24 protein-coding genes and 1 tRNA gene are annotated in these 26,641 nt (G+C 47.1%); 13 read left to right on the forward strand and 12 right to left on the reverse strand.

From position 1 onward, the window contains the following. The first annotated feature begins 45 nt into the window (after positions 1-45). Entirely contained in the window at positions 46-1,077 is a 1,032-nt protein-coding gene (locus LQ567_RS02005) for an acyltransferase family protein (protein ID WP_231002422.1), read from the forward strand. On the opposite strand, the gene LQ567_RS02010 is transcribed toward LQ567_RS02005, so the two are convergent. After that, on the reverse strand, positions 1,051-1,665 hold the full coding sequence (locus LQ567_RS02010) for a riboflavin synthase (protein WP_231002423.1): 615 nt from the start codon (positions 1,663-1,665) through the stop codon (positions 1,051-1,053). The genes LQ567_RS02005 and LQ567_RS02010 overlap by 27 nt on opposite strands. A 137-nt stretch (positions 1,666-1,802) precedes the next feature. On the opposite strand from LQ567_RS02010, the gene rpsU reads away from it, so the two are divergent. From rpsU to LQ567_RS02035, 5 genes are all read left to right on the forward strand, one after another. Beyond that, a complete protein-coding gene (gene rpsU / locus LQ567_RS02015) occupies positions 1,803-2,000 on the forward strand; it encodes a 30S ribosomal protein S21 (protein ID WP_231002424.1) in 198 nt (65 codons plus the stop codon). A gap of 56 nt (positions 2,001-2,056) precedes the next feature. Next, positions 2,057-2,962, forward strand: coding sequence for a tyrosine-type recombinase/integrase (locus LQ567_RS02020; RefSeq protein WP_231002425.1), 906 nt, complete (start codon positions 2,057-2,059; stop codon positions 2,960-2,962). A gap of 146 nt (positions 2,963-3,108) precedes the next feature. Next, positions 3,109-3,408, forward strand: coding sequence for an HPF/RaiA family ribosome-associated protein (locus LQ567_RS02025; RefSeq protein WP_231002426.1), 300 nt, complete (start codon positions 3,109-3,111; stop codon positions 3,406-3,408). A 268-nt stretch (positions 3,409-3,676) separates the two neighbouring features. Further along, positions 3,677-4,225, forward strand: a complete 549-nt coding sequence (locus LQ567_RS02030; RefSeq protein ID WP_231002427.1) for a YMGG-like glycine zipper-containing protein — start codon at positions 3,677-3,679, stop codon at positions 4,223-4,225. 117 nt (positions 4,226-4,342) lie between these two features. After that, positions 4,343-4,927, forward strand: coding sequence for a DUF6799 domain-containing protein (locus LQ567_RS02035; protein ID WP_231002428.1), 585 nt, complete (start codon positions 4,343-4,345; stop codon positions 4,925-4,927). A 377-nt stretch (positions 4,928-5,304) separates the two neighbouring features. Here LQ567_RS02035 and LQ567_RS02040 read toward each other — a convergent pair whose 3' ends face one another. Then, complete coding sequence (locus LQ567_RS02040; RefSeq protein ID WP_231002429.1) at positions 5,305-6,282, reverse strand: WD40/YVTN/BNR-like repeat-containing protein; 978 nt, start codon at positions 6,280-6,282, stop codon at positions 5,305-5,307. 404 nt (positions 6,283-6,686) lie between these two features. Further along, positions 6,687-7,385 carry an outer membrane beta-barrel protein gene (locus LQ567_RS02045; protein WP_231002430.1) on the reverse strand — a complete coding sequence of 233 codons (699 nt, stop codon included), beginning with the start codon at positions 7,383-7,385 and terminating at the stop codon, positions 6,687-6,689. A gap of 430 nt (positions 7,386-7,815) precedes the next feature. On the opposite strand from LQ567_RS02045, the gene thrS reads away from it, so the two are divergent. The 3 genes from thrS (at position 7,816) to LQ567_RS02060 (ending at position 11,662) form a co-directional block, all read left to right on the forward strand. Next, entirely contained in the window at positions 7,816-9,756 is a 1,941-nt protein-coding gene (thrS, locus tag LQ567_RS02050; RefSeq protein WP_231002431.1) for a threonine--tRNA ligase, read from the forward strand. A gap of 144 nt (positions 9,757-9,900) precedes the next feature. Continuing rightward, positions 9,901-11,214: a ribosome biogenesis GTPase Der gene (der, locus tag LQ567_RS02055; protein ID WP_231002432.1), complete on the forward strand. Its 1,314-nt coding sequence runs from the start codon at positions 9,901-9,903 to the stop codon at positions 11,212-11,214. 58 nt (positions 11,215-11,272) lie between these two features. After that, a complete protein-coding gene (locus LQ567_RS02060) occupies positions 11,273-11,662 on the forward strand; it encodes a hypothetical protein (protein WP_231002433.1) in 390 nt (129 codons plus the stop codon). 52 nt (positions 11,663-11,714) lie between these two features. On the opposite strand, the gene LQ567_RS02065 is transcribed toward LQ567_RS02060, so the two are convergent. The 3 genes from LQ567_RS02065 to mgtE form a co-directional block, all read right to left on the reverse strand. Next, the gene (locus LQ567_RS02065) at positions 11,715-13,922 is read right to left on the reverse strand and encodes a DUF4954 family protein (RefSeq protein WP_231002434.1); all 2,208 of its coding nucleotides are present in this window, start codon (positions 13,920-13,922) and stop codon (positions 11,715-11,717) included. A 233-nt stretch (positions 13,923-14,155) separates the two neighbouring features. After that, the gene (gene glmS, locus LQ567_RS02070) at positions 14,156-15,994 is read right to left on the reverse strand and encodes a glutamine--fructose-6-phosphate transaminase (isomerizing) (RefSeq protein ID WP_231002435.1); all 1,839 of its coding nucleotides are present in this window, start codon (positions 15,992-15,994) and stop codon (positions 14,156-14,158) included. Between the two features lie 81 nt (positions 15,995-16,075). Then, positions 16,076-17,470 carry a magnesium transporter gene (gene mgtE / locus LQ567_RS02075; RefSeq protein ID WP_231002436.1) on the reverse strand — a complete coding sequence of 465 codons (1,395 nt, stop codon included), beginning with the start codon at positions 17,468-17,470 and terminating at the stop codon, positions 16,076-16,078. Between the two features lie 246 nt (positions 17,471-17,716). On the opposite strand from mgtE, the gene LQ567_RS02080 reads away from it, so the two are divergent. Further along, the gene (locus LQ567_RS02080; protein ID WP_231002437.1) at positions 17,717-18,061 is read left to right on the forward strand and encodes an SET domain-containing protein; all 345 of its coding nucleotides are present in this window, start codon (positions 17,717-17,719) and stop codon (positions 18,059-18,061) included. 137 nt (positions 18,062-18,198) lie between these two features. Here the strand turns inward: LQ567_RS02080 and LQ567_RS02085 are convergent, their stop codons facing one another. Together LQ567_RS02085 and LQ567_RS02090 are read right to left on the reverse strand one after the other, a co-directional pair. Then, entirely contained in the window at positions 18,199-19,026 is an 828-nt protein-coding gene (locus tag LQ567_RS02085; protein WP_231002438.1) for an SAM hydrolase/SAM-dependent halogenase family protein, read from the reverse strand. A gap of 64 nt (positions 19,027-19,090) precedes the next feature. After that, positions 19,091-19,900 (reverse strand): SDR family oxidoreductase, encoded by an 810-nt coding sequence (locus LQ567_RS02090; RefSeq protein WP_231002439.1) that lies wholly within the window; start codon positions 19,898-19,900, stop codon positions 19,091-19,093. A 69-nt stretch (positions 19,901-19,969) separates the two neighbouring features. Between LQ567_RS02090 and LQ567_RS02095 the strand changes: the two genes are divergently transcribed. After that, the gene (locus LQ567_RS02095; protein ID WP_231002440.1) at positions 19,970-22,429 is read left to right on the forward strand and encodes a glycoside hydrolase family 9 protein; all 2,460 of its coding nucleotides are present in this window, start codon (positions 19,970-19,972) and stop codon (positions 22,427-22,429) included. Between the two features lie 164 nt (positions 22,430-22,593). On the opposite strand, the gene LQ567_RS02100 is transcribed toward LQ567_RS02095, so the two are convergent. Both LQ567_RS02100 and LQ567_RS02105 read right to left on the reverse strand, forming a co-directional pair. Beyond that, positions 22,594-22,666 (reverse strand) — tRNA-Lys (locus LQ567_RS02100). Positions 22,667-23,019: 353 nt separating this feature from the next. Then, positions 23,020-23,844 carry an MBL fold metallo-hydrolase gene (locus tag LQ567_RS02105; protein ID WP_231002441.1) on the reverse strand — a complete coding sequence of 275 codons (825 nt, stop codon included), beginning with the start codon at positions 23,842-23,844 and terminating at the stop codon, positions 23,020-23,022. A 261-nt stretch (positions 23,845-24,105) separates the two neighbouring features. Between LQ567_RS02105 and LQ567_RS02110 the strand changes: the two genes are divergently transcribed. Together LQ567_RS02110 and LQ567_RS02115 are read left to right on the forward strand one after the other, a co-directional pair. Continuing rightward, a complete protein-coding gene (locus tag LQ567_RS02110) occupies positions 24,106-24,681 on the forward strand; it encodes a Crp/Fnr family transcriptional regulator (RefSeq protein WP_231002442.1) in 576 nt (191 codons plus the stop codon). Between the two features lie 109 nt (positions 24,682-24,790). Continuing rightward, positions 24,791-25,147: a DUF1801 domain-containing protein gene (locus tag LQ567_RS02115; RefSeq protein ID WP_231002443.1), complete on the forward strand. Its 357-nt coding sequence runs from the start codon at positions 24,791-24,793 to the stop codon at positions 25,145-25,147. A gap of 42 nt (positions 25,148-25,189) precedes the next feature. Here the strand turns inward: LQ567_RS02115 and LQ567_RS02120 are convergent, their stop codons facing one another. Both LQ567_RS02120 and LQ567_RS02125 read right to left on the reverse strand, forming a co-directional pair. Then, on the reverse strand, positions 25,190-25,768 hold the full coding sequence (locus tag LQ567_RS02120; protein ID WP_231002444.1) for a Crp/Fnr family transcriptional regulator: 579 nt from the start codon (positions 25,766-25,768) through the stop codon (positions 25,190-25,192). 60 nt (positions 25,769-25,828) lie between these two features. Next, on the reverse strand, positions 25,829-26,623 hold the full coding sequence (locus LQ567_RS02125; protein ID WP_231002445.1) for a siderophore-interacting protein: 795 nt from the start codon (positions 26,621-26,623) through the stop codon (positions 25,829-25,831). Between the last annotated feature and the right edge of the window lie 18 nt (positions 26,624-26,641).

Raw genomic sequence — 26,641 nt, forward strand, 5'->3', positions numbered from 1 at the left:
GCGGTTATACCATAGTGTGGAATTGTGTTTATAAAGTTTGCCTGGATGGAAGTCTCTGAGAACCGGTTTACCAACTCATTCGATTTTTTGAGGTTATTGGGTGCAGTGGGGGTGATCTACCTGCACTCGTATCATCTGCTGAATTTACAGGACGATATCGGCCTGGATAAATTATTTCATAAGCAGATTAATCTGACGGTGATCATGCTGGGGATTTTTTTTACGGCAAGCGGTTATCTGATCGCAAGAAGCGTTGAAAAATCGTCCTCACTGAAAAACTACTTGTGGAAGCGGATTCTGAGGGTGCAACCGTTACTAACGCTTGTTTGCTTGCTGACTGTATTTTTGATCGGTCCGCTTTTTACAACCTGGTCTACGGGTGCTTATTTTAAAAGTGGCAGCTCCTGGTCATACCTTCGAACCATTTTTCCCGTGCTGGGAATACAATTTCATTTACCTGGCGTCTTCGAGCATAACATCGGTGAGCGAGGGGTGAATGGCTCATTGTGGACGTTGATCATTGAAGAGCGGGTTTATCTTGCCATGGGATTGTTGTTCCTGGTTCATCGCCGCCGGAAGCAATGGTTTATGCTATTTGTAGCGTTATTGAACATTGTATACCTGCTCAATCATTTCAAAACGCTGGGCCTGAACTACGGTGTGTTGGATAACTATACTACACAATACTATGTGCTTTTTTTTAATGGGGCTTTGTGTTATTTTTTGAAGATCCCATTCAGGCGGATCAATAACTGGGTCATCGTTTTAGCCGTTGCCATTGTGTATGTTCTTATCCGCCATACCATCGTTGCCACATTATTTGTATTGCCTTTCCTGATCCTGTTGGTCGGAAGCCAGAAAACCATATTTTCCGGGACAGCCAAAAAGGGCGACATTACGTACGGGCTATACGTATTGTCTTTTCCCGTTCAGCAAATGCTGATTCACCTGTCGGAGAACCACATCCAGCCAGCTGTATTGTTTGTATGTACCCTGGTCATTTGTACGCCGCTGGCATATCTTTCCTGGCATTGCCTGGAGAAGCGGTTTTTAAAGCTGCGGTATCTTGTGCAGTAACGCAGCAGGGCTCAGCTGTCTTAAAACATATTTCCCGATCACATCAAATTCCAGGTTAACGATGCTGCCTGTTTCAACCTGGCGCATATTGGTATGGCTGATGGTGTAGGGGATGATGGCTACAGTAAATGTTGTTTCGGTTACATCGAAAACGGTCAGGCTGATGCCGTTTAAACTGATCGATCCTTTTTCAATGACCAACGGTGCAAATTTTGGATCAAATGCAAATGTATATTCGGTACTTCCTTCTTTTGAAACGATTTTTTGGCAAACAGCAGTTCCGTCTACATGCCCCTGTACAATATGCCCGTCCAACCGGCCGTTCATTACCATACAGCGTTCGAGGTTCACCAATGTGCCGGGCTGCCAGCTGGCGAGATTGCTTACGTCCAGCGTTTCCGCTATGGCCGTTACCTGGTGCCGGTTTTCTTCAACGGCTTCCACGGTCAGGCAAACACCGTTGTGACTGATACTCTGATCCTCTTTTAATTCCTTTGAAACGGAGCTTTCTACCCAGAACGTAATGTTGGAGCCCGCTTCCGCCCGGGAAACCACCGTTCCCATTGCTTCTATAATCCCTGTAAACATGTGTCAAATTTCCGGTAAGAAATTGAAAGTTCAGGTATTTGGTGTTTGAAATTTGGTATTTTATTTTTTTTGTTTATCTTTGCGTTCCAATAATTAAGATCGGAATTAAAAATTACCAAAGGAGGTATAAAATATTTATGTTAATCATTGATTCTAAAGACTGCGAAAACATTGACAAGGCTTTAAAAAAGTACAAGAAGAAATTTGAAAAGTCTAAAACATTGTTGCAATTGCGTGAGCGCCAGGCATTTACAAAGCCTTCGGTGAAGAGCCGTGGCCAGCGTTTGAAAGCAATCTACAAACAGCAGATCGCAAGCGGTAAAATAGAATTATAAAATATTTTATATTTTATATAATATTGTAACCTCAAGTACTTACTTGAGGTTTTTTTATGCCTGAACGCATCGTTGATCATATTGAGCCGTTTGTTAGCTACCTGAGGTTTGAAAAAAGGTATTCCCGGCATACGATAACAGCCTATACAACGGATCTGCAGGAGTTTTGTGATTTTATTGAAACCGTTTACGGAAATGCACCATTGCGTGAGGTATCCTATACGTTTATCCGCAGCTGGCTGGCCCGGCTGATGGAGCAGGGAATCAGCTCCCGGAGCATCAACCGCAAGATCTCCAGCCTGAAGTCGTTTTTTAAGTACCATATCAAAATGGAAACCATCGGGGAGAACCCGATGTTCAAGGTAATTGCGCCCAAGGCCAGTAAGCGGCTTCCTGCCTTTATAAATGAAACGGATATGAAGGAGCTGCATACGACACTTTCCCAATCTACGGAAGACTGGAAAAGTTTGAATGCAAGGATGCTGATCGGGCTTTTTTATGGTACCGGAATGCGGTTAAGCGAACTCATTCAGCTGAAAGGAGCCCAGGTGGACCGTTCCCGGAAACAGGTAAAGGTGCTGGGAAAGGGAAATAAGGAGCGGGTGCTGCCGCTGGGCCCGGCATTGATTGATCTGGTACAGGAATATGAAGCGCTGAAACGGAAGCAATTTGCGAGCCTGCCGGATGAATTGCTGGTTACTGAAAAGGGCAAAAAACTCTATCCGAAATATGCCTACCTGCTGGTAAAACAATACCTGTCGGCCATCCCAACGCTTGATAAAAAAAGCCCGCATGTGCTCCGGCACAGTTTTGCTACGCATCTTATGAACAACGGAGCCGAAATTAATGCTGTAAAGGAACTGCTGGGCCATGCCAGTCTTGCCGCTACCCAGGTGTATACCCATAATTCTATTGAAAAATTAAAGGACGAATACCGGAAAGCCCATCCCAAGGCCCGGTAAAAAAGATGGTAATCGTTCTGTAAATTCTCTCAAAAATTAGCATTTAATTTTGGGAATCGAGTTGTTTTTTATTTAACTTTAGACTGAAGGACAAAAGGTCTTTGAAATAGGAAAATATCGATTATTCACTTTTAAATTCAACTATCATGAATGTGAACATTCAAACAGTTAATTTTAACGCAGACAGGAAGTTGATTGAGGCTATCAATCACAAAATGGACAAATTAGCTACCTTTCACGATCGCATCATTGGTACAGACGTCTACCTGAAACTGGACAATATCGTGCACAATATCAAGGATAAGATAGTAGAAATCAGGGTGCAGGTACCCAGGCATAGTTTTTTTGTAAAAACCACCAGTAAATCTTTTGAAGAATCGTTTGAAAATGCGTTTGATTCCCTGGTAAACCAGGTAAAGCGGCGTAAAGAAAAAATGATTGCATAAACCCACACAACGCGTAAAAGAAAAAATAATTTCATTACTATATGATTCAGCCCCGCCCGGTTCCTCCGGAGCGGGGCTTTTTTTTGAAGTATTGGTGCCGGCCGTCGGCGGCACCGCTACCGATTTACGAACCGGGACCAAAAAGAATGCTAAACTGCGCAGTTTTAGTATGTTGGATATTGTTTTTAGGCTTCTTTATCAGAGTTTGGCACAGTTTTCTATATAATCAAAATAGATTTTTAATTCGGACTTTTAAAACGTATCTATTATGATGAAAAGAATAATGCCTTTTGCGGTAATCGCAATTATGATTTTGGTTGTTGCGTGTCGCAATACGAAGAAGGAAGACAGCGCCGGTACGATACCGGTTCAGGACACACTGGGTTTAGCAGAATACCAAAAGTGGAAAATGGAAAATGAAGTACGAAACCGTTTGCAGCAGGAGCAGCAACTGGAAAATGCCGGTGCCGTGGCGCCTGCAGCAACCTCCCGTTCTTCTGCTTCCTCCTCACGCAGCAGTTCCAGAAGCAGCAGTAGCAGAGGCACTACCTACAGAAGCGGCGGTAACGGAGGCGATTATTCTTCAGGTTCTTCCGGTACTGTAGCCCAGGCTCCGGCCCCTCAAAGAAAGAAAGGGATGAGCCATACAGCTAAAGGTGCTATCGTGGGAGCCGCTTCCGGTGCCATAATCGGTGCCGTGGCTAACCGTAAAAACCGCTTAGGCGGTGGTGTGGTTGGCGGTGTTATTGGTGCCGCTACCGGTGCCGGTGTGGGCGCTATTGTAGACAAGAAACAACGCCAGCGCGACGGCTATTAGTGGCGTAAGAAATAGAGAAACGGTCCGGTAACATCGGGCCGTTTTTAATAACCTGGGAAAATGTTTGTAGGAGATTTGTTTTATGTACAAATGGTTTAAAATTTAATACCTTTAATTATGAAAAAAACTTTAGGGATCGTATTGGGTGTTGCCCTGCTGGCCGCCTGTAACAGTTCTGAAAATCAATCTGCCGAGGTAACAACAGATTCTTCGGGCAGCGCTGTTGTAACCGTTGATACCAATATGGCAGCACCGCCTGTAGCCGTTTTGTACACGGAAGGTGATGTAATGCTTAAAGAAGGAAAAACCTATGTGTATACGAATGGAAACTGGGTGGTAGCAGAAAAGGAAATCAAGTTGGATAACGGAATTATCATTGCCCCCAATGGTGAAGTAAAGAGCAAGGACGGCAAAGTGGTAGTGTTGCAAGAAGGAGAATATGTGAATAAGTCCGGTAACTTCTTCGACCGCACAGGCAATGCCGTTGAAAATGCCTGGGATAAAACCAAGGAAGGCGTAGCCAAAGGTGCCGAAGCTACCAAGGATGCCGCACAGAAAGCTGCCGGCGCCACAAAAGAAGGAGTGGAGAAAGGTGTAGAGGCTACAAAGGATGCGGCACATAAAACCGGTGAGGCTATTAAAAAAGGCGCTCAGAAAGTGGGCGACAAGACAAAAGAAATTGTAGAAGATATTAAAAAATAGAAAGCAAGATCTTTTCGATTATGTTTTGATGAAAGGGGCCGGCCAACCGGCCCCTGTTTTTTTTGAAGAAACGGACTGCAATATGCGCGTCAAAAGAAAATTTACAGCATAATTACGATCCTTGCACAACCACCCGGCATAGCCTGCTGCTGCATTGCCGGGAACAGGGAAGGGTACAACGGAAGACCCTGTAGCTGCTTAACATCACTGTAAAAAAACTACGGGTTAGCAAATGCCGCGGTGGCGTTGAAGCTCGGTAACGTATTTGCGATGCTTGCCTTTCTAAATGTTGTCCGGCGACTTTGCCAGGGCCGGATAATGCGATTGCTGCGTGAAATTTCAAGATTGTGCGATCCCCGTAACTGTTGTACTTCGGTTCAAAACCGGATACACCCCACCGTGCCTTTAGGACCCGCCAGATAGGCTGTTTTTGTGGCGGGATTTATAAAAATGGCATTAAAAGGCTTGTCTGAAACAGGCGTCCAGTTTAATCCGCCATCTGTGCTAACATCTATGCCGGTAAGTCCGCACGCGATCCAGGTATCCTTGTTTAGCGGCGCAACGGCGCTCCGGTAGCCTGCGGGGCCCTTGTGCGGAAACCGGAAGGTTTTGCCGCCGTCGGTGCTGAGCAATAGCACGCTGTCCTTCCGGCTGGGATCCTGGAAATCACCTCCCGCGATCATCAGCCGGGATCCAAGGGCTGCAATGCTGTTAGCACCCATAGTGGCCGACCCCTGCATTAAGGGAAGCACCGTTGTTTTGGAGCCGTCAAAAAACCGGGATACGGTTCCGCCACTTACCATCCGCAGTTTGTTACCCGCAACGACCAGGTTGCTGCCGCTAGCTGCAAAAAAGGCTTCTCCGGGTAAGGCTGCCGGCCCCGGTACTTGTTTCCAACTGTTTCCGGCATCGGCTGTTTGACCAATAAAGATTTTGCCGCGGATAGGGTCCCCGATCACATATCCCGTTTTTGCACCGGAAAAAGCCATGGCATCCAGGAACATGGCGGTATCGCGGTTTTCATATACCTTTTTCCAGGAACGCCCCCCGTCGGTTGTTTTCAGTATATAAGCCGGGCTCGCAATGGCCATCACAAGCGCTGTGTTTTCGTCCAGAACGGCAATATCTCTGAAGTCGTGGGTTTCAAAACCGGGCACTTGCTGCCATTTCCAGGTTTTACCGCCATCCGCCGAGCGGCCGGTATACCCATTGCTGCCGCTGACCCAGATGGTATTTTTAATACCTCCGATTCCCCGGAGATTTGTTCCGTTTCCGGTACTGATGATTTCAAGGTTCTGGGCAGCTGAAGCAAGACCGCAGGTACATAAGAAAAACAATAAAAGGTTTCTGAACATTACAGGTGGTTTATGAGCTAAAGATACCGTGTTTCGGTTTAAAAAATACAGGCCTGCCAGCTAAGTACTAATGGCTCAATAATCTATAGTGAAATTGTTGATATATGTATTTAGTTATTGATTTTAAATGTATTGTAATACATTTTATTTAATTTATGGTCATGTACGGCATCGTAATGCCTCATTTTTGTCTGTGGTAGCGTACGATTGTATGCTTCGGTGCCGCAGTTGGTCTGCATATCTGTGGGTAAAATGTATTTAATAGGATTTATTTAATTGTAAATAAATTAAATATGGTATTTATTTAAATAAAAATAGCGACTGAAATATCATGCTAAATAATATCCCAGCCGCTGTAAGCCTAAAGATAGCCGGAGCAACAGGAACCTGCTTTCCGGATCCTTTTATCGTCTGTTATGATGCATCTTCATCATTTTCCCCTTCCATTTTTTCATGGCATCGGAATTGATCTGCATGCCCAGGCTCATGGTAAGGTTACGATTGGTAAAGGAAGGTGTTTCGCTGGGGGTATTGGGTTTTTGTTCTACGAATCCATGATAATAATTGATTTCATGGTTCAGGTAAAATCCGTCAAAGACGCGGATATTAAATCCCAGCGAGGCATTACCGCCCACATCGATTTTTGTATTCAGGGCCTTGGTGCTATATACGCCGGCAAACGCATCCTCGTCTGTTTTGAGAAATGTTTTACCGCCAACCAGGAACTGTACCGAGGGGCCAATGGTTAAACGCGGACGTACGCGCTGCTCCGCATCTCCAAAATTGAAGCTTGCAAATACGGGGACTTTTATATAGTTAGTTCTTCCCACAATACGATTGTCGGTATCTTCATCTTTAAAGCTGGCGCCCTGGCTGCTGAAAAAAGTACCAAAGCCAACACCTGCCACATCCGTAAAATTATACGTAGCGGTACGGCCAATTTCAAAGGTGGGATGGAACTGCCGCTTTGCGTCATCCGGTTTGTTACCCACTGTCCAGCTGTGGCCAAACGCGGCGCGGTCGCCGATATTCCAGCCGGTTTGTGCCGTTGCCACCAGGCTTCCTGTGGTTAACAGCATTGCAGAAATAAATAAGTGCTTCATTGTTTCATGTTTTGAATGTTTGGCAGACGCTATCTGTTTGTTAAACGGATAGTGGGCCTTGAATGTTCAAGGAATCCGGTTTTCTTTTTAAGAATCTGTTTATCAGGTAAAAGCCCGGAAAATCATGCCAGAACATTCAGCCCTGGCTGACAAAAGTCTGTTTTGCGCCGGGCGGAGATACCGGTAAAACCGCATAACCGCCGGGTGACGTTGATTGGCGCGGCATGCAGGATATCGGCCGTGCAAATAAAAGAAAGATAGATATCGGGAACCGGAACCGGGAATTGCGGACCGGTATGTGGATCTTTTTACCAAAAGCAGTTTTTTTGTTGAATATTATCCGGCCGGAAGCCTTTTGCCGATATTGCCTTTTGTGTACTGGTGATTCTTTGTTAATTTTGCCACCTTATTTTATTGAATTTTAATGAATATGATCAATATTACATTTCCCGACGGAGCCAAACGTGCGTATGAGGCCGGCGTTACTGCGCTGGATATCGCCAAATCCATTTCTGAGGGGTTGGCGAGAAAGGTAATTGCTGCAAATGTAAACGGAGAAGTTTGGGACGCCACGCGCCCGATCCATGCCGATAGTGCTGTTATTTTATTAACCTGGAGTGATGCTGATGGAAAAAAGGCCTTCTGGCATTCAACGGCGCACCTGATGGCGGAAGCGGTAGAGGCTTCCTTTCCCGGCGTTAAGTTTTGGGTAGGCCCTCCATTGGATTCCGGAGGTTTTTATTATGATATGGATCTTGGCGACCGCAAGCTTTCAGAAGAAGAGCTGAGTGCTCTCGAGAAAAAAATGAATGAACTGGCGAAGCAGAATAATGCCTATGTGCGTAAGGATGTGCCCAAGCAGGAGGCCATACAATATTTTACAGAGAAGGGCGATGAATATAAACTGGATCTGCTGAGTAACCTGGAAGATGGTAACATTACCTTTTATACCCAGGGAAATTTTACAGATCTCTGCCGTGGCCCGCACATTCCGGCTACCGGTATCATCAAAGCCATCAAGCTTACCAGCGTGGCCGGTGCGTACTGGAAGGGCGATGAAAAAAATAAAATGCTTACCCGCGTTTATGGCATCAGCTTCCCCAATCAAAAGGAACTGGACGAGTACCTGCAGATGCTGGAAGAAGCTAAAAAACGCGATCACCGCAAATTGGGTAAAGAACTGGGTATTTATACGATGGACGATGATGTGGGCCAGGGATTGCCGCTGTGGTTACCCAATGGCACCATTGTGATTGAAGAACTGGAAAAACTGGCCAAGGAAACGGAGGATGCCGGCGATTACAAGCGGGTGGTAACACCGCATATTGCGAAGGAGAGTATGTACCTCACCAGCGGTCACCTCCCTTATTACCAGGATAGCATGTATCCTCCAATGGAGGTAGACGGACAGAAATATTACCTGAAATCCATGAACTGTCCGCACCATCACAAAATATTTGCAGCGGAGCCTAAGAGTTATAAGGACCTGCCGCTGCGCCTGGCCGAATACGGAACCTGCTATCGCTATGAGCAGAGCGGTGAATTGTTCGGACTGATGCGGGTGCGTTGTCTGCATATGAACGATGCGCATATCTATTGCAATAAAGAGCAGTTCGGGGATGAGTTCCGAGCTGTTAACGATATGTACCTGAAGTATTTTAAGATCTTCGGGATCGACCGGTATGTGATGCGGTTATCGTTACATGACCCGGAAAAACTGGGACAGAAATACATCAACGAACCGGAACTATGGCTCGAAACCGAGGCATTGGTGCGGAAAGTGCTGGTAGAATCCAATATCCCGTTTGTGGAAGTGAAGGGCGAGGGGGCTTTTTACGGACCCAAGATCGATGTACAGATCTGGAGTGCCATCGGCCGGGAATTTACCCTGGCTACCAACCAGGTAGACTTTGCCCAGGGACGGCGCTTTAACCTGCAGTACACTACAGCAGATAACGGACACGATGTGCCGCTGATCATTCACCGGGCGCCCCTGGGTACCCATGAACGGTTCATCGGGTTTTTGCTGGAGCATTATGCCGGCAAGTTCCCGGTGTGGCTGGCCCCGGTACAGGTAAAGATTCTGCCGATCAGCGACAAATTTTCGGAGTACACCAAAGACGTGTACCGCGCCCTGCGCAGGGCGGGCATCCGCGCGGAGATCGATGACCGCAATGAAAAGATCGGGAAAAAGATCCGCGATACGGAATTGATGAAGATACCGTATATGCTGGTGATCGGAGAGAAAGAGGTGAATGAAGGTAAAGTGGCCATCCGCAGGCAGGGCAAGGGCGATGCCGGTACTAAATCCGTTGAGGAATTCATTGCAGGGGTTAAAAACGAAATCGTTAACAGGGCGGATGAAGTGTAGCGGGCGAACAGTTTTCGCCCCGTATTATAAGAAGCGAAAACGGTGTACCTCCTGTGAATAAAAAGCCGCCGCCTGCACTGGTGTACAAGCGAGCGTGGCAAGAAAGATGATCAATGCACCACTGACGACTAAAAAATAAAAAAAATGAGTTTTACCGTAGCAATTGTAGGAAGGCCCAATGTGGGAAAGAGCACGCTCTTTAACCGCTTGCTGGAGCAGAAAAAGGCGATCGTTGACGATGTGAGCGGTGTAACCCGCGACCGGCAATACGGGATCAGTGAGTGGAACGGTAAAACGTTTAACGTAATTGATACCGGTGGTTTTGTACACGGCAGTGAGGATGTGTTTGAAAAGGAGATCGCCAAGCAGGTGCTGGTAGCCGTGGAAGAAGCCAACGTGATCCTTTTTATGACGGATGCGGCTACCGGTATCACGGACCTGGATGATTCGATGGCCCGGGTGCTGCGGAAAAGTACGAAGCCGGTTTTTTTGGTTGTTAACAAGGTAGATAATAACGAACGCCTGCTGGAGGCCAGCGAGTTTTACAGCATGGGGTTTGAACAGGTATTTTTTATAGCGTCTGCCAGCGGAAGCGGCACCGGCGAATTGCTGGATGCCGTTACCGACCTGATGACGGAGCATACCGGAATTGATGAACACATTGCGGAGCTGCCGAAGTTTGCGATCATTGGTCAGCCAAACGTAGGCAAATCGTCGTTGCTGAATGCATTGATCGGGGAAGAGCGCACCATTGTAAGCAATGTAGCGGGTACCACCCGGGATACTATTCATACGCATTACAATTTATTCCAGAAGGAGTTTGTGCTGATTGATACCGCGGGTATCCGGCGTAAGGCGAAGGTGCATGAAGACCTGGAGTTTTATTCGGTAATCCGCGCCATCAAGGCCATGGATGAAGCTGATGTTTGCATCCTGCTGCTGGATGCCGAAAAAGGGATCACAGCGCAGGACCTGAATATCTTTAGCCTTGCGGCAAAAAAAGGAAAGGGGATTGTATTGCTGGTAAATAAATGGGACCTGATCGAAGATAAGAAAACCAATACCGCCAAAGAATATGAAGACACCTTAAAAAAGCGGCTGGCACCGTTTAGCGATGTGCCGATCCTTTTTGTGTCGGCAACCGAGAAAACAAGAATTTATAAGGCCATCGAAACCGCACTGGAAGTGTACCAGAACCGCCAGCGCCGGATACCGACCAACAAACTGAATGAGGTAATGCTGAAGGCCGTAGAGGCGCATCATGCACCGGTGGTACGAGGGCATTCGATCAAAATAAAATTTGTTACGCAACTGCCAACCGTTGTGCCGTCCTTTGCTTTTTTCTGCAATTTTCCGGACGATGTAAAAACACCCTACCGGAATTATCTTGAAAACCAGCTGCGTAAAAATTTTGATTTCTGCGGCGTTTCCGTTCGCCTGTTCTTTAGAAAAAAATAACGTTCATTGCAGGTTACTTTGAGTGGATTCGGGAATCAAACTGAAAATAAAGATCGTTATGAAAAATAAATTAAAATTGACTGCTTGCGGATGCATATTCTTTCTGGCTGCCTGCAATCTCAGCTCGGGCAAAGGCCCGGAAGCAAATGCAGACTCGCTTTCTTCCGATTCCATTTCGAAAATCACAGACAGTACCACGAAGGCGGTTTCTGACAGTATTAAGGCAGCCGGTAAGGATGCCGACAGTTCCCTGAGAAGTTTGGGTGATTCCCTGAAAGCGGATTTCAAAAGCGCTGCCGGTAAGGTAAAGGACCGCTCGGTGGAGCTGGGCAATAAAGCGAAAGAGAAAGCGCAGGAAGGGCTCAATGCTGTAAAAGAAGGTGCCGAAAAATTGAGCAACGCTGCAAAGGCGGGTGTTGAGGCTGGAAAAGAAGCATTAAAAAAATAAGCATCAGAAGGAAATAGATTGACCGGTAGAAATTGTGATCAGGCGAAACCGGTCAAAAGGTTATCGCTGCCAGTACCTGTTCAGTTTTTTGCCGGAATTCTTCTGCTTCCTTCAGCTGTTCATTAATAAACGGATTGTCTTTCAGCGTTCCCACAACGGCCTCCATTTCTTCTGTTGACGCATACACCATTTTCCGGAATGGATTTTCATAGTCTTTGGCCTTTGAGGCATACACAGATGTTGCAATCCAGGATTTGATGTCGGCGGCCAGTGTTAACAATTCGCGGATCAGTGGCCCGTCAACAGCCGCTGCTGCAAAGCCCCGGATCTCCATCAATGCACGCAAGGCATGCCGTAGTTTCCGTGTGGGGTAAAGAGCGGCCTGTTCCTTATAAAATGCATGTACCTGCAGCCATCCGTTTTCCAGTTTTCCGTTTTCAATATCCCGGATCAGCCGGTGGATCTCCGCCTCCGGAATCAGTTGTCCGCCGGCATTTAACCAGGTAGTGCGTTCATCCGCTTCCTCGAAAAGTTTCCGGATGGCGGGCAGGGATTTGTTGCTGGTTTGGTCCAGATGGGTTGCCAGAAGCGCCGCCCCGTAATAGGTAATCATTTTTTTATAGATCGCATACCCTTCCTGTACTTTGAGCAACAGCACCGGCCGGTGCGAATTTTCAAAACCGGAAGCATATACTTCCAGCTGGTTTACTACCGGGGCCTGCTGTTCGAGCAGCTCTTTCCCTTTTTGTTCATGTTCCGCACTGCTGCCGATTATCTGGTGCTGTTGGTAGAAAGCCTGTCCGGTAAAGCGGCATAACAAACGCAGCGCATCAAAGAGTTCATTAACCGTGTCCGGCGCCAGGAAGTCGTACTCCAGCAACTGTGCTTTTTCCTGGCGTTTATCCCGGTCGGCAAATTTCCGTTCATTGCGAAGGATGGCATACATATTATACATAAACCAGTACCCTGGCATTACCAACAGCCGGTCTTTGTGCACCTCGTTACTCACCAGGCTAAAGGGCAGGGGAATGTTTAGCTCTGCCGGGTAATCGCCCTTCGCGATCATTGTAAAGGAAGCAAATTTTGAATTGTGTTTGAGACTTACGCAAAGCCCGGGCCAGAAGCCGCGTCCTGCCTGCAGTTCACCATCCGCTGCTCTTGAATTGTGATTGGAGCCAATGGTAGCACCCGCAGCAATATTGCTTTGACCCATTACCAGGGAGGCACATAAAAAAGAATTGTTATGGTGTTGTTCATGTGCGGGAAACAGCAGGGTGTTGAGCACTTCGCAACAGGAAATGGTGGCATTTTCACCCAGGTACGAATTAATAAGCCTTGCGCCGTATTTTAACTGGGAGAAGGGGGCCAGGATAAAGCGTACGGCTTTTACGCCGTAGAATGCCCGGCTGCCTGCACCCATGATACCATTTACCATTTCGCATCCTTCACCGATCTGCGATTTGGCGGCTTCATTGGAGTTAATGGTAAGGTTCTTTAATTTGTTGGCGCCCTTGATATAGGCATCGCTGCCGATCTTTACATCTTTGATGATATGCGTGTTCTTGATCACGGTACGTTTGCCAACGGTTCCGTACGTACCCCTGTAGGTGCCGAATTTCTGATCGGTAAAAGCCTTCAGGGCATGCTGCAGGCGTTCACTGGCCCGGTATCTCGACCATAGCCAGGCGTCGCCGGGCAGCATTCCATCAAAGGGGATCACTTTCCTGCCTGCGTTTTCATTGCAGATCTCCAGCCAGATGCGCACATCCTCGGACTCCCCGTCTTTCACAATGCCATTGCCGAATTTGCTGTGCGATGTGCAGGACATTTCATTAACGTTGATCAGTATGGCCTCGTCTTCGATAATATAATGACTGAGCATGCGAACATTATTAATGGCCACATTATTGCCGATATCGCAACTTACGATCAGGCTGCGATAAAGACCCACGGGGGTTCGCAGCTGGCTGAACTCAAGGAAATAGGGTTCCAGTTTCCCGATGCGTACCAATCCGAAGAAAGTACATTCTTCAATAAGCAGGATATCGATCCCATCCCGTACCCGTACCTGCGACCAGTTGTCGGACCGGTTTCCATTGGATTTCAGAATGGCAATTTCCTGTTTGGTGAGTTGCCGGTAATCGGTAGCCGGGTTTTGTTGAAAACGGATATAAAATTCATCCTTACCCTCCGGCAAAAATTCCTGCGGAATAAAGTTGTAACCCAGGTTTTCTACCGGATGTTTTTTGATCTGGTTCATGGTCGTATTTAGATATTAGAGGTCAGATTTCAGATGTCAGAATTGAGGTTTGAGATACCAGACTTGAGATTTCAGATGCCAGAAGATCCTGAAGTTTTTTGCTATGTTTCCGGTTCGAGATGCTATTTGGCAGCTATCACGTTGGGGTTGGATTGCGGTTTGATACTTCCGGTAACCCATTCAATGCTGGATGCTCAAATCTCCATTCTGGATGCTGGTTTCTCGATTCTCAATTACTCCACCGTAACGCTTTTGGCCAGGTTCCGCGGCTGATCTACATTGCAATCCTTTGCCACGCCGATATAATAGGAGAGCAGCTGCAGGGGAACCACCGCCAGCATGGGCGCCACGATCTCATCGGCTTCAGGAATGCTGATAAAGTCGTCACAAAGCGCCTTGCTGGTTTCGTCGCCTTCCGTAATAATGCCGATTACCTTTCCTTTCCGGGCTTTGATCTCCTGCATATTGCTGATGATCTTTTCATGAAAGGCATCCCTGCTCGCGATAAACACCACGGGTAACTGTTCATCAACAAGGGCAATAGGGCCATGTTTCATTTCGGCTGCAGGATAGCCTTCGGCATGAATATATGAGATCTCCTTTAGTTTGAGGGCTCCTTCCAGGGCAACGGGAAAATTATATCCGCGGCCGAGGTAAAGGAAGTCGCGTGCATCCTTATATTTTTGAGCAATGGTTTTTATTTGTTCATGATGGTTCAGGATCCAGGCTACCTTCTCCGGTATGGCATCCAGTTCCAGCAACAGTTTCTTATACCGGTTTTCATCAATGCTTCCCTTGATATAGGCGATCTTCAGGGCAATCATGGTTAACACCACCAATTGTGCGGTAAAGGCCTTGGTAGAAGCTACCCCGATCTCGGGGCCGGCGTGGGTATAAGCGCCGCCATGGCTGATCCTGGCGATAGAGGAGCCTACCACGTTAACCACACCGAGGATAATGGCGCCTTTTTCTTTTGCTTTTTCAATAGCCACCAGCGTGTCCGCCGTTTCACCGCTCTGGCTCACCGCAAGGATCACATCGCCCTTGTTAATGATCGGGTTCCGGTACCGGAATTCCGACGCATATTCTACTTCCACATTGATGCGGCAAAGTTCTTCAAAAATATATTCGGCCACCAGGCCTGCGTGCCAGCTGGTACCGCAGGCGATAATGATGATGCGGTTGGCATTGATGATCTGTTCCGCGTATTGCTGAATGCCGGCCATGGTAATGGTTCCATTGACCGCGTTGAGGCGTCCGCGCATACAGTCAAAAATAGTCTGGGGCTGTTCGAAGATCTCCTTTAACATAAAGTGATCAAAGCCTCCTTTTTCAATGGCGGCCAGCTCAAGGTCCAGCTTTTGTACATAAGGCGTGATGCTTTCGTTACCAAGATTTTTAAGAATGAGCTGATCCGGCCGTACAATAGCCAGCTCATAGTCGTTAATGTATACCACCTCTTTGGTATATTCCAGCATCGGGGACGCGTCCGACCCGAGGAAATGTTCATTTTTACCAACGCCGATCACCAGCGGACTGCCTTTACGGGCTGCGATGATGGTATCCGGATTGGCGGTTTCAATCAGCAGGATCACGTAGGCACCGGTAACCCGTTTCAGTGCAATGCGCACTGCTTCTTCCAGTGTACAGTCGTTCTGTTGACGGATCTCATCAATAAAATTGAGTAATACTTCCGTATCGGTGTCACTTGAAAACTCGTATCCCTTTTTCAGCAGTTCATTTTTCAGCTGGGCATAATTTTCAATAATCCCGTTATGGATCATGGCAATGGTGCCGCTTTTGGAAAGATGGGGATGTGCATTTTTATCGCTGGGCTCGCCATGTGTAGCCCAGCGGGTATGACCGATGCCGGTGGTGCCCTCTACATTTTTTGTTCCGATGGCTTCCTCCATATCGGCCACCTTTCCTTTTTTCTTATAAATTTTGAGTTGATCCTTATGGAGGAGGGCAACGCCTGCACTGTCGTAGCCTCTGTATTCTAATCGTTTTAATCCTTTAACTATAACGGGGTACGCATCCCGGGTACCGGTATAACCAACAATTCCGCACATGATGTTTCGTGTTTTTACTAAAGAAGACGAAGATACACAAAGTTTTGTGCAATCGTTTGCGCAGTATTATTAAATATTTGTTTAAAGCAGCGTGCCCTTTAAAACCATATAAGCTACAGAGAAATAAATAATGATGCCGGTTACGTCTACAAGGGTGGCCACAAAAGGGGCAGAGGAGGTGGCCGGGTCGAGTTTCAGCCGTTTTAATACAATGGGTAGCATAGAGCCGATCAGGCTTCCCCACAGCACAATGCCGATAAGGGTAAAGAAAATGGTAATTCCTACCAGCAGCCAGTGCGGACCATAATCATACAGGTGCAGCTGCTGCCACATCATAATGCGGAGCAACCCGATGGTGCCGAGGGTAAGCCCCAGCATGGCGCCGGAAAACAATTCGCGGCGCATCACCTTCCACCAGTCGGCAATGGTTACCTCACCCAGGGTCATGGCCTGGATGATGAGTGTGGAAGCCTGCGAACCGCTGTTGCCGCCGCTGCTCATGATGAGCGGAACAAACAGCGCCAACAGGGTGGCTTTTTCAATTTCCACTTCAAAAAACTGCATAGCGGTAGCCGTTAGCATTTCGCTGAGGAAAAGGATAATGAGCCAGCCGACTCTTTTTTTATACAATTTAAAAATGGCGATATCCAGGTAGGGCTCTTCAAACGCCTGGGTACCCCCCATTTTCTGCATATCTTCACTATATTCTTCTGTGGCCACCCATAATACGTCATCGATGGTTACAATACCCAACAGTTTGTTGCTCTGGCTTACAACGGGCAGGGCAATGCGGTTGTTCATTTTAAAGACCTCGCTGGCGGTCTCCTGGTCGTCATAGGCATTCAGCGAAATCACCCGCCGCTCATCCATCAGGTCGGATACAGGTGTATCCGGTGTGTTTAAGATAAACTCTCCGATGCGGATATCATCCAGCAGCTCCCCTTTATGATTGATTACATAAATAACGTTGATGGCATCACTGTTCTTCCCGTATTTGCGGATGGTATCAAATACCTCTGCTACCGTGTTGTATGCATATACATATACATAGTCAGGGTTCATCAAACGCCCGATACTGTTTTCCGGATACCCGAGCAGGGAAAGCGTGATCTTGCGTTCCTCCGGATCCAGCAACTTGATCAGTTCTCTTACGGCATTGGAGGGCAGTTCCTCCAGGAAATCGGTACGGTCATCCGCCGGCAGATCGTTGAGCAGTTCGGCCGCTTTGCTGGGGGGAAGTTCGTGAATAATGTCTTTTTGATTGGCGGTTTCCAGTAATTTGAACACGCTGGCTGCCCGGTGTATCGACATATTGGCAATGATCTGGCTGTCGTACTCCGGCATTTCGTAGATGAGGTCAACCACGTCGGTAATATTCTGGGCATCTAAAAATTTTTTGATCTCCAGTTTATCTTCCGTAAGGATGACCTCTTTAAAAAGTTCTACCAGTGTTTTATCTTCTTCTTCAAAAGACATGCGTCAAACGTACATAAAATTTTCCATTCCCGTTTCAACAGATCCGATGAAATGTTTTGATTACCTGGTCCGTTTTGACCTGAGGGATCCGGTGCCGATTTTATGGGTGAAATCTGTGAAGTTTGTGTACTTTGCAGACCGCAGATACTGATGCTGCGGAGATTAAGTTTCTGTTAATTATGTATCTTGGTTTAAATTATAAATAGTGTGATCGCATCCGGCTTATATATCGCGCAGACGGAAAAAATGGGAAGGGGGGTATTCACCAGCGTGGCCATTACGGCAGGATCGGTGATTGAGGTGGCCCCGGTAGTCGTAATGTCGCAACGGGAGCGGGCATTACTGGATCAGACCCTGTTGCATGATTATATTTTTGAATGGGGCTCCGAGGGCGCACAATGTGCCATGGCCCTGGGCTGGGTGGCTGTTTACAATCATTCGTATACGGCTAATTGCGACTATGAAATGGACTATACCACCGATTCGATACAGATCATAACCGTGCGGGATATCCAGGCAGGCGAGGAATTGTTTATCAATTACGGAGGCAGCTGGGATGAGCAGAAACCGGTTTGGTTTGAAACGCAGTAGGAAATCGAGATCTGAGATCCGAGATTTAAGACAGGAGGTCTGAGATCTCTGGTGCAGGGGAATCAACGGATCTTTTAGTCCGGGCCTATGGACGATCGATACCGATGCCTGAATCTCAAATCTCAAATCTGACACAGCTATTCAAAATAGATCCGTACCGTCTGGTACAAAAGCTGGTTCTGCATGATATTGGACGACTGGCTGGCCTTATCGGAAAAACCTTTCAGTCCGAACAGGCCGGCGGCATTGCCTTTATTAATTGCAATTTCCAGGTACCCGGCACTGTTAAAAAGTGCCAGTTTATCGCCTTCCCGTACATCGGCATAGGATTCACTGATGCGGTCGATGACTTCATCCCGTTTGAACACGATCTTAAAACCGCGGCCGTTGCGTTGCTCCTCAAATTGCTCACGGGTGATATTGACGATCACGTTTTCAAAATTGTCGATAAAAATGATCTGGCCTTCAATATAGTTGCTGTCAACCAGCGGTTGCAACGGATTTTTTTCGCGGAAGTTGAAGTCGGGCACTCCGATCTTTTGTATGGGTTCACCGTTTACCAGCCGTTCCACGGTTTTTGCCATCACTTCGGTTACATACAGGGTGTTTTTTATAGCACTCCGGCTCAGCGGAATACCGATAATGATATCGGGTTTTTCCTCCAGGATCATGCTCAGCAACCCGTTGTCGGCACAAATGATGTATTGGTTTTTATGAAAAGCCACCAGCAGGTTTTCCGGGCGGGTACCAAAAAGGTTCACCAGAATGAGGTGAAAGGTAAACTCCGGAAAGTTTTTAAATGCGCCGCGGCATACATAGGAAGCCTGGGGAAAATTGAACGGTGTAATGTTATGAGAAATATCTACCAGCTGAAGATCTGCATTTACTTGTAACAATTGCGCCTTAATGGCGCCCACTAAATAATCCTGGTACCCGATATCAGATGTTAATGTTACAAAATTCATTTCCTGTTCAGTAGATTCACGTATTTTTTGTTAGGGTATATCCTGCAAAGTAAATGACCATTTACTACTTTATCAACTCTTTGTTTTTAAAGTAAAATTTATGAACCAGTTTGTCGGCGAGTGAAGGAAAAAATTTGTTCAGGAAAACGGTTTCCTTTCCGGTGGTGGTCATTACGATCGTACGTTTCTTATTCCGGATGGCTTTTAATATACGTAAGGCTACAGCTTCAGCCGTCATCATTTTTCCTTCATCCATAGGATTCTCCTTTTGTTTTTCGCCTTTATCATTCAGCGCATTGTCGCGGATACTGGAGGCCGTAAACCCGGGGCTCACCCACATTACATGTACCTGGTCATCACGCAGCTCGGTCATCAGGCATTCCAGGAATCCCTGTAAGGCAAACTTACTGGATGAATAGCCGGTTCTTCCGGGAAGTCCGCGGTAGCCGGCAACGGAGGATATGCCCACAATGGTACCCTTGCTTTTGATCAGCCAGGGAAGGGCCAGCTTGGTACAATATACGGCCCCGTAAAAGTTGATATCCATCAGCTTTTTAATGACGGAAACATCCAGGTCTTTAAAAAGTCCGCGCATGCTGATGCCCGCGTTGTTGATCAGCACATCGATGCGCCCGAATACGTCCACGGTAGATTCGATAAAGCGCTGGCAGTCGGCCTCCGCACTTACATCGGCAACCAGGGTATGTAAAAAAGAGGAAGGATGTGCGGCCTGCAGGGCATATAATTTATCATGATTGCGCCCGCAGGTGGCTACCCTGGCACCAAAACCCAGCAGCACATCTACCAGGGCCCGGCCGATTCCATCTGTACCCCCCGTAACCACCACCACCTTATCTTTGTAATATTCGTTCATGCGGCTAATGAAAAAATTTCAACAAACCTACTTATAAAATATTAAAAAATAACTTTTAATACCGCGTATATGGTACTGTTGCTGAAGAAAATACTGCCTGCCATTGCTTTGAGTGCGTTGCTGGCCACCGGGTATGGCCAGTCCTGGGTACGGATCAATCAATTGGGCTATACGGAAAAGGATATAAAAGTGGCGGTGCTGGTGTCTAAAAATGCGATCACCTGCACGCGTTTCTCCCTGGTCGATGCCGTCTCAAACAAAGTGGTGTACACCAGTGATAAGGTGCAATCCTTTCCGGCCTATGCGGCCTTTGAAAGCGGGTTCCGCCTGAATTTTACGGCTTTTCAAAAACCGGGGAGCTATTATATAAAGGCGGGCGATGTGGTTTCCCCCGTATTCCCGGTCAACAACCAGGTGTACGACGGTACCGCGGATTTTGTGCTGAAATACATGCGGCAGCAACGCTCCAGGTTCAATCCTTTTTTAAACGACAGTTGCCATACTGCAGACGGCTTTATTGTATATCATAAAGACCCGCGTAAAGATTCCACACGCATCGATGTGGCGGGAGGGTGGCATGATGCATCGGATTACCTGCAATACCTGCCCACATCGGCCAATGCCACGTTTCAGCTGCTGTTTGCTTATATGAAAAACCCGGGAAGCTTTGAAGACCGGCACGACGCGAGCGGGAGAGCCGGTAGTAACGGGGTTCCTGACATACTGGATGAAGCCCGGTGGGGCCTGGAATGGATGGTGAAAATGAACCCGGGAAAGGAGGAGTACTATAACCAGATTGCTGATGACCGGGATCACCGGGGTATGCGCCTGCCCAATCAGGATACGGTAACATACGCGCCGCATATGGGACTGAGCCGCCCGGTATACTTTATTTCCGGTAAACCACAGGGGCCAAAATATCAAAACCGCACAAAGGGGGTGGCTTCCAGTGCCGGCAAGTTTGCCTCGGCATTTGCACTGGGCGCAAAGATCCTGCAAGGATATGATCCTGTTTTTGCCGCCACATTAACGGAAAAAGCCCGGGATGCCTACGCTTTTGGAAAAAAATACCCGGGAAATAACCAGACCATTCCATTTGGGGCTCCCTATTTCTATGAGGAAGACAATTATGTAGATGATATGGAACTGGCTGCCCTGTCGTTGTACGAAGTGGATAAAAAGACGCATTACCTGGATGAGGCAATCGGTTTTGCAAGACAGGAACCGGTAACGCCCTGGATGGGCGCCGATACCGCCCGCCATTACCAGTGGTACCCGTTTTTGAACCTGGGGCATTACCTGGGTACCGGGCACGGCAATAACCGGGGCGAATATCTTTCCTTTATGAAGGAGGGAATCGACCGGGTAAAGAAACGCGGGGCCGGAAATCCGTTCCTGATGGGGGTGCCGTTTATCTGGTGTTCGAATAATCTTACGGTGGCCATACTAACGCAGATCAGTTTGTATAAGGAAGCCAGCGGCGATCATCAGTACGACGAACTGGAAGCTGCTTTGCGCGATTGGCTGCTGGGCTGTAATCCCTGGGGTACCAGTATGATCTGTGATCTGCCGGAAAAGGGTGTGGCTCCAAAGGACCCGCATTCGGCCTTTACACATTTGCATGGATACAAGATCTCCGGCGGATTGGTAGACGGGCCCATTTATGGAAGTATCTGGAATAAGTTGATCGGGATCAAATTGTATAAGCCGGATTCGTTTGCGGCATTCCAGTCGCCGCTGGTTATCTACCATGATGACTATGGCGATTATTCCAGCAATGAGCCAACCATGGATGGTACGGCCAGTTTGACCTATTATTTTTCAAAGATGCAGGCCACGGCATCGGGTACGGATGTGGTACGCAGGGATACGGAAGGCGCGGTGATCGGCATGCCCGGAAAAAAGGTATACCTCATCTTTTCGGCACATGATAAAGGGGAGGGCGGTGCCTACATTCAGCAGGTATTAAAAAAACAGGGCGTAAAAGCCAGCTTCTTTTTTACAGGCGATTTTTTACGCGATCCGCAGTTCAGGCCGGCGGTATTACAATTAAAAAAGGAAGGACATTATATTGCTTCCCATTCCGATAAGCATTTGTTGTATAACGACTGGAAGCAGCGGGATTCCCTACTGGTATCTAAGGAACAGTTTGTAACCGACCTGGATCATGCCTATCAAACACTTGCTGAGATGGGGATACCCAAGGGCCGCTGGTTTCTTCCGCCCTATGAATGGTACAATAAAGATATCGTAGCATGGGCCCGTGAACAGGGATTGACCGTTATCAATTTTACACCTGGTACAGGTACGAATGCGGATTATACCTGGCCGGAACAATCGAATTATAAAAGCAGTGCACAGCTGTTAAGCCAATTAAAAAAGGTGGAATCAGAAAAAGGATTGGCGGGCAATTTCCTGCTGATTCATTATGGTACGGATGAACGGCGAACGGATAAATTTTATCATCAGCTGGAAACCATCATCCGTTTTTTGCGTGCGCGCGGCTACCAGTTGGAACGCCTTCCTTAAGCGGGCCGTTCCATCGGCATCCGTAAAAAGATCCGGATAGCGGCACCGGTTGATGCAATATATATTCCGGGGCTTACGGTTTAACGAAACGTACGCATTGAAAAATAGAATGGGATGATATATAAAAAGAAAAAAGCTGCCTGTGAAGACAACTTTTTTCTTTGTGATCCCGCTGGGACTCGAACCCAGGGCCCATACATTAAAAGTGTATTGCTCTACCAACTGAGCTACGGAATCAACTGCGTTCCCGTTTGGGAGTGCAAAAATAAGGGAATCAATTTATTGCTCCAAAAAAAAACACAGAATTCTTGAAATATTTTTCATTTTTTTTGATCAATGGGGCGTGAACACAGGGATACTTACAGGATGATCTTCAATGCTTCAGGAAGTATGCTTCCGGGCTAAAACAAATCATTGGGTGCACGTTGCATCAGGCGTTTCGTTTTGAAGTACCTTTCTTTGATATGACCTGTATACTATAATGGCTGATACCTGGCTTCCGTAAAAGCTACCCCGCTTTAGTTGAGGTAGCTGAAATTAACTGCAAAAAAATTGCACATTCATATATTACAACAAAACGCTGCTTGCCCTCAAAACAAACGGAGCTGTCCCAGGGACTGGGGCGCGTTGGAATAACGTACATTGCTGCCGGCAACGGTATACACCGGCGTCTCTTTATACCGGGATGCGATGATGATATGGGTACTGGTTGCCTGTCCTGTAAAAAGATCGCGAACCAGGTCCGGATCATTATTGTCGGCCGAAAGGTGCGAGAGAAACAGGTGGCTCATATGTGCCGGTCTGCAGGAGATAAAAAGTTCGAGTGCTTCTTTATTAGATAAATGTCCCTGGCCGCCGCGTATCCGCTTTTTCAAGTGATAAGGGTACCGGCCTTTTTCAAGCAGCACCTCATCATAATTGGCTTCCAGGAAAGCGGCATGGCATTTCCTGAAATGGCTGCTGAGATTTTCGCAAACTTTCCCGATATCGGTAAAAATGCCGATACAGGTATGGCCATCGGCTACTGTAAAGCTATGCGGATCTGCGGCGTCATGATATTTCCGGAACGCGCTGATCAATAAACTACCAATCGATACCGGGCCTTCGGTGCTTAGCGGACGAACGAGTGCCGGATCCAGCTGCAGACCTGAGTGGCGAAGGGTGCCGGAAGAAATATAAACAGGGAGCTGATGTTTCCGGGAGAGTACCTCGAGGCCGCGGATATGATCGCCGTGTTCGTGCGAGATGAATATGGCTTTTACTTTTTTAAGGGTCAGCCCCAGCCGGTGCATCCGCTTCTCGGTTTCCCGGCAAGACAGGCCGGCATCAATCAATACGGCCTCGTCGTCGTTACCGATATAATAACAGTTGCCGTTACTGCCCGAATTCAGGGAGGTTAAATAGAAGCTGCTCACGCTGCAAAATACCTCTTTTTATAAAAATAAACGGAGTTGCCGGGGATAATAAAAAAACAATCTTCCGGCAGCTGCCGGATAATGCATCATTTCGGGGAGGGGCTAGGTTTGCGCGGGCTGCGTTTTAAAGCAATCATGTGTTTCATAACAGGATCCGGCAGCGCAATGATCTGATTTTTTTATTATATGAAAAGGGCCCGCAACCGGTAACCCGCCTGTTAAAGGTAATAATGATTAATTTAGATGTTCATTCCAAACACGATGAGCTACCCACAGTTTTTCCAGCAGGTTCGCAAATACCACCCAATTACCATTGAGGCGGAGCAGGCATGGGCGGAGCTGTTAAAGGAAAAAACCTACCGCAGAGGAGAGCGGCTGGTAACGGAAGGACAGGTGCCACGCAAGTTTGCGTTCATTTGCAGCGGATTAGCCTATCAGTACTATTTGCCCGCCGACGGGGAGATGATCATCAAATACTTTTTCCCTGAAAACCGCCTGGCAGCGTCGGTTACGGCAACCATGACCGGTACTCCAAGCCAATTTACGATCGCTTTTATTGAAGACGCTGTGGTACTGGAATATGATTTCAGCGCGTTCAGGAAGCTGGTTGATCAGCATCAGGATCTTGCGCTGTTTTACATCCGTTACCTGGAAAAACATTGGGTAATAGAAAAGGAACCACTCGAAATTGCATTCCGTTCTGATACTGCTGCTATACGTTACCGGCAATTCCTGGCATCGCACCAACACCTGCTGCCCCGTCTTAAAAAGTACCATATTGCATCCTACCTTGGTATTACCCCTACGCAATTAAGCCGTATCATCAACGGCAAATAATTTTTCCATTTCTCAACATTTGTAATTTTTCTTTTCAGCGGCCTGTAAGAATTTCGCTATTGCAAAGCCGGCATACCGGTTATTGAAATATTCATTAAAACAGAAACATATGCGAAAAAAAGAAGTGGATGACTTTCTGGCAAAGCTGGACCATCCGATGAAAAAAGAAATGAGTGTGCTGCGTGACACCATTATGAACGTACACCCTGATATCACGGAGGATGTTAAATGGGGTGGGCCTAGTTTTTATTATAAGGGTGATATCGCCACCTTCAGTCCGAGGGTTAAAGATGCTGCCGTACTGGTGTTTCATCAGACGGAAGGGCTAACTCCAAAGGATGTGCTGGAACCGGCACCCAAGGGTAAGGGATACGCCAAATTTAAGAGCATGGCTGAAGTTACTGCAAAAAGTAAAAACCTTCAGGCGATCATCCGGGAGTGGATCAAACGAATGGATGAAGCTTAAGACGGCGCTGTTCATCTCTGATCCGTCTGTCAGCAACGGTTATCAACGTTTATCCCTCTTTGACTTTAACCGGCTCAGGGTTTCCTGGGAGATATTGAGATAGGAGGCTACCATTTTATTGGAGAGGCGGCGTACGATTTCCGGATTTTCATCCAGTAACTGGCGGTATTTTTCCAATGCGTCTTTGATCAGAAAAGACATCAGTCTTTTGGTATTGGTTACATAGGCGATTTCCAGGTAAATCCTGTAGAACTTTTCCCATTGGGGGATGAGATCCAGCAGGTGATAAAAATTTTTGTGGGTGATGGCGTATACCTCCGAATCTTCAACTGCCTGGATAAATTCTTCGGAGGGCTCGGAGGTAATAAAACTAACCAATGCCGTTGCAAACTGATTTTCAAATGCAAAATACCGGGTAGAATCCTGTCCCTCTTCATTTATAAAGAAGATGCGCAGACAGCCCTTAATAACGAAATAAGTCCGCTGGCTGGACTGCCCGTTAGTAAGCAGCATTTCATTCTTTTTTAATTGCATGGGTCTGAAATAGGAAAGGATCGTTGCTACTTCTTCATCGGTAACAGTGATCTTGCTTTTGATATAGGAAATTAAACGTTCTTCCATGCATTTGTAATCGGTGGCGGGCAAAGATATCAAATGCTGCTTAATAATCGTTTTCCTGCTTTACCGCTCTGGTATAGCGGCATCTTCAGATGCGCCCGCTTTCCAATAACTGCAGGTATACAACAGTTCCGGATTCCATTCAAGTTCCGTTCTGAAGTAATGGCGCAGGTCCTTTACAGTAGTATACTCGGCGGCGATATAGATGTAATTCTTTTTCCCGGGATGCGGAAAGTTGAAAGACCGCACTTCTTCCGCAAGGCTGCTTCCGTTTTCCGGATGGAGATTGTGTAACCACTGTACATTGACTGAAGCCGCCGGGCACAAAAGTTGTTCATCCGCTTTGCTGTATACCTCCAAAATAACCGTTACATCCGCAGTTGGGCGCAACTGTTCCACTATTGTACTGATCACGGGTAATGCTGTTGCATCTCCGGCCAACAGATAAGCATCTGCTTCAGGAACCAATGGTTTATTGCTAAGCTTCATACCGATCTCTAATGTATCGCCGGGTTTTACATGGATCGCCCAGCCTGAAGCCGGACCATTTTCGCCATGTGCGATAAAATCAATAACTAATTCCCGGTTTTGCAGGTCGATCTTCCGGTTGGTATACGTTCTTGTAACTGTGGTTGATTCCGCGCTGGTCCCGGTTGCCGGCTCCGGTAAAAAAACGCCTGCTGTATGCGACCGTGGGATGAACAGCTTATTGTTAGAGCCGGAACGGACACCGGATAGCAGCGAGACCTGTGCGTCGTTGAGCTCAAATACCAGGCGGATAAAATGGGGGGTGAGGTATCTTTTCCGTTTAACCTTAAATACGGAACGTATTTTTTTAGATGGTGTTTGCTGCATCATTTTTTTGTTTGTTTTAAT

The organism is Niabella pedocola (genome assembly GCF_021044425.1).
In the GTDB taxonomy this organism is placed as follows: Bacteria; Bacteroidota; Bacteroidia; order Chitinophagales; family Chitinophagaceae; genus Niabella; species Niabella pedocola.

Bases quoted from the DNA above. Each gene is read 5' to 3' on its own strand.
- LQ567_RS02005 (WP_231002422.1), top strand. From the start codon at position 46: ATGGAAGTCTCTGAGAACCGGTTTACCAACTCATTCGATTTTTTGAGG.
- LQ567_RS02010 (WP_231002423.1), bottom strand. From the start codon at position 1,665: ATGTTTACAGGGATTATAGAAGCAATGGGAACGGTGGTTTCCCGGGCG.
- rpsU (WP_231002424.1), top strand. From the start codon at position 1,803: ATGTTAATCATTGATTCTAAAGACTGCGAAAACATTGACAAGGCTTTA.
- LQ567_RS02020 (WP_231002425.1), top strand. From the start codon at position 2,057: ATGCCTGAACGCATCGTTGATCATATTGAGCCGTTTGTTAGCTACCTG.
- LQ567_RS02025 (WP_231002426.1), top strand. From the start codon at position 3,109: ATGAATGTGAACATTCAAACAGTTAATTTTAACGCAGACAGGAAGTTG.
- LQ567_RS02030 (WP_231002427.1), top strand. From the start codon at position 3,677: ATGATGAAAAGAATAATGCCTTTTGCGGTAATCGCAATTATGATTTTG.
- LQ567_RS02035 (WP_231002428.1), top strand. From the start codon at position 4,343: ATGAAAAAAACTTTAGGGATCGTATTGGGTGTTGCCCTGCTGGCCGCC.
- LQ567_RS02040 (WP_231002429.1), bottom strand. From the start codon at position 6,282: ATGTTCAGAAACCTTTTATTGTTTTTCTTATGTACCTGCGGTCTTGCT.
- LQ567_RS02045 (WP_231002430.1), bottom strand. From the start codon at position 7,385: ATGAAGCACTTATTTATTTCTGCAATGCTGTTAACCACAGGAAGCCTG.
- thrS (WP_231002431.1), top strand. From the start codon at position 7,816: ATGATCAATATTACATTTCCCGACGGAGCCAAACGTGCGTATGAGGCC.
- der (WP_231002432.1), top strand. From the start codon at position 9,901: ATGAGTTTTACCGTAGCAATTGTAGGAAGGCCCAATGTGGGAAAGAGC.
- LQ567_RS02060 (WP_231002433.1), top strand. From the start codon at position 11,273: ATGAAAAATAAATTAAAATTGACTGCTTGCGGATGCATATTCTTTCTG.
- LQ567_RS02065 (WP_231002434.1), bottom strand. From the start codon at position 13,922: ATGAACCAGATCAAAAAACATCCGGTAGAAAACCTGGGTTACAACTTT.
- glmS (WP_231002435.1), bottom strand. From the start codon at position 15,994: ATGTGCGGAATTGTTGGTTATACCGGTACCCGGGATGCGTACCCCGTT.
- mgtE (WP_231002436.1), bottom strand. From the start codon at position 17,470: ATGTCTTTTGAAGAAGAAGATAAAACACTGGTAGAACTTTTTAAAGAG.
- LQ567_RS02080 (WP_231002437.1), top strand. From the start codon at position 17,717: ATGGGAAGGGGGGTATTCACCAGCGTGGCCATTACGGCAGGATCGGTG.
- LQ567_RS02085 (WP_231002438.1), bottom strand. From the start codon at position 19,026: ATGAATTTTGTAACATTAACATCTGATATCGGGTACCAGGATTATTTA.
- LQ567_RS02090 (WP_231002439.1), bottom strand. From the start codon at position 19,900: ATGAACGAATATTACAAAGATAAGGTGGTGGTGGTTACGGGGGGTACA.
- LQ567_RS02095 (WP_231002440.1), top strand. From the start codon at position 19,970: ATGGTACTGTTGCTGAAGAAAATACTGCCTGCCATTGCTTTGAGTGCG.
- LQ567_RS02110 (WP_231002442.1), top strand. From the start codon at position 24,106: ATGAGCTACCCACAGTTTTTCCAGCAGGTTCGCAAATACCACCCAATT.
- LQ567_RS02115 (WP_231002443.1), top strand. From the start codon at position 24,791: ATGCGAAAAAAAGAAGTGGATGACTTTCTGGCAAAGCTGGACCATCCG.
- LQ567_RS02120 (WP_231002444.1), bottom strand. From the start codon at position 25,768: ATGGAAGAACGTTTAATTTCCTATATCAAAAGCAAGATCACTGTTACC.
- LQ567_RS02125 (WP_231002445.1), bottom strand. From the start codon at position 26,623: ATGATGCAGCAAACACCATCTAAAAAAATACGTTCCGTATTTAAGGTT.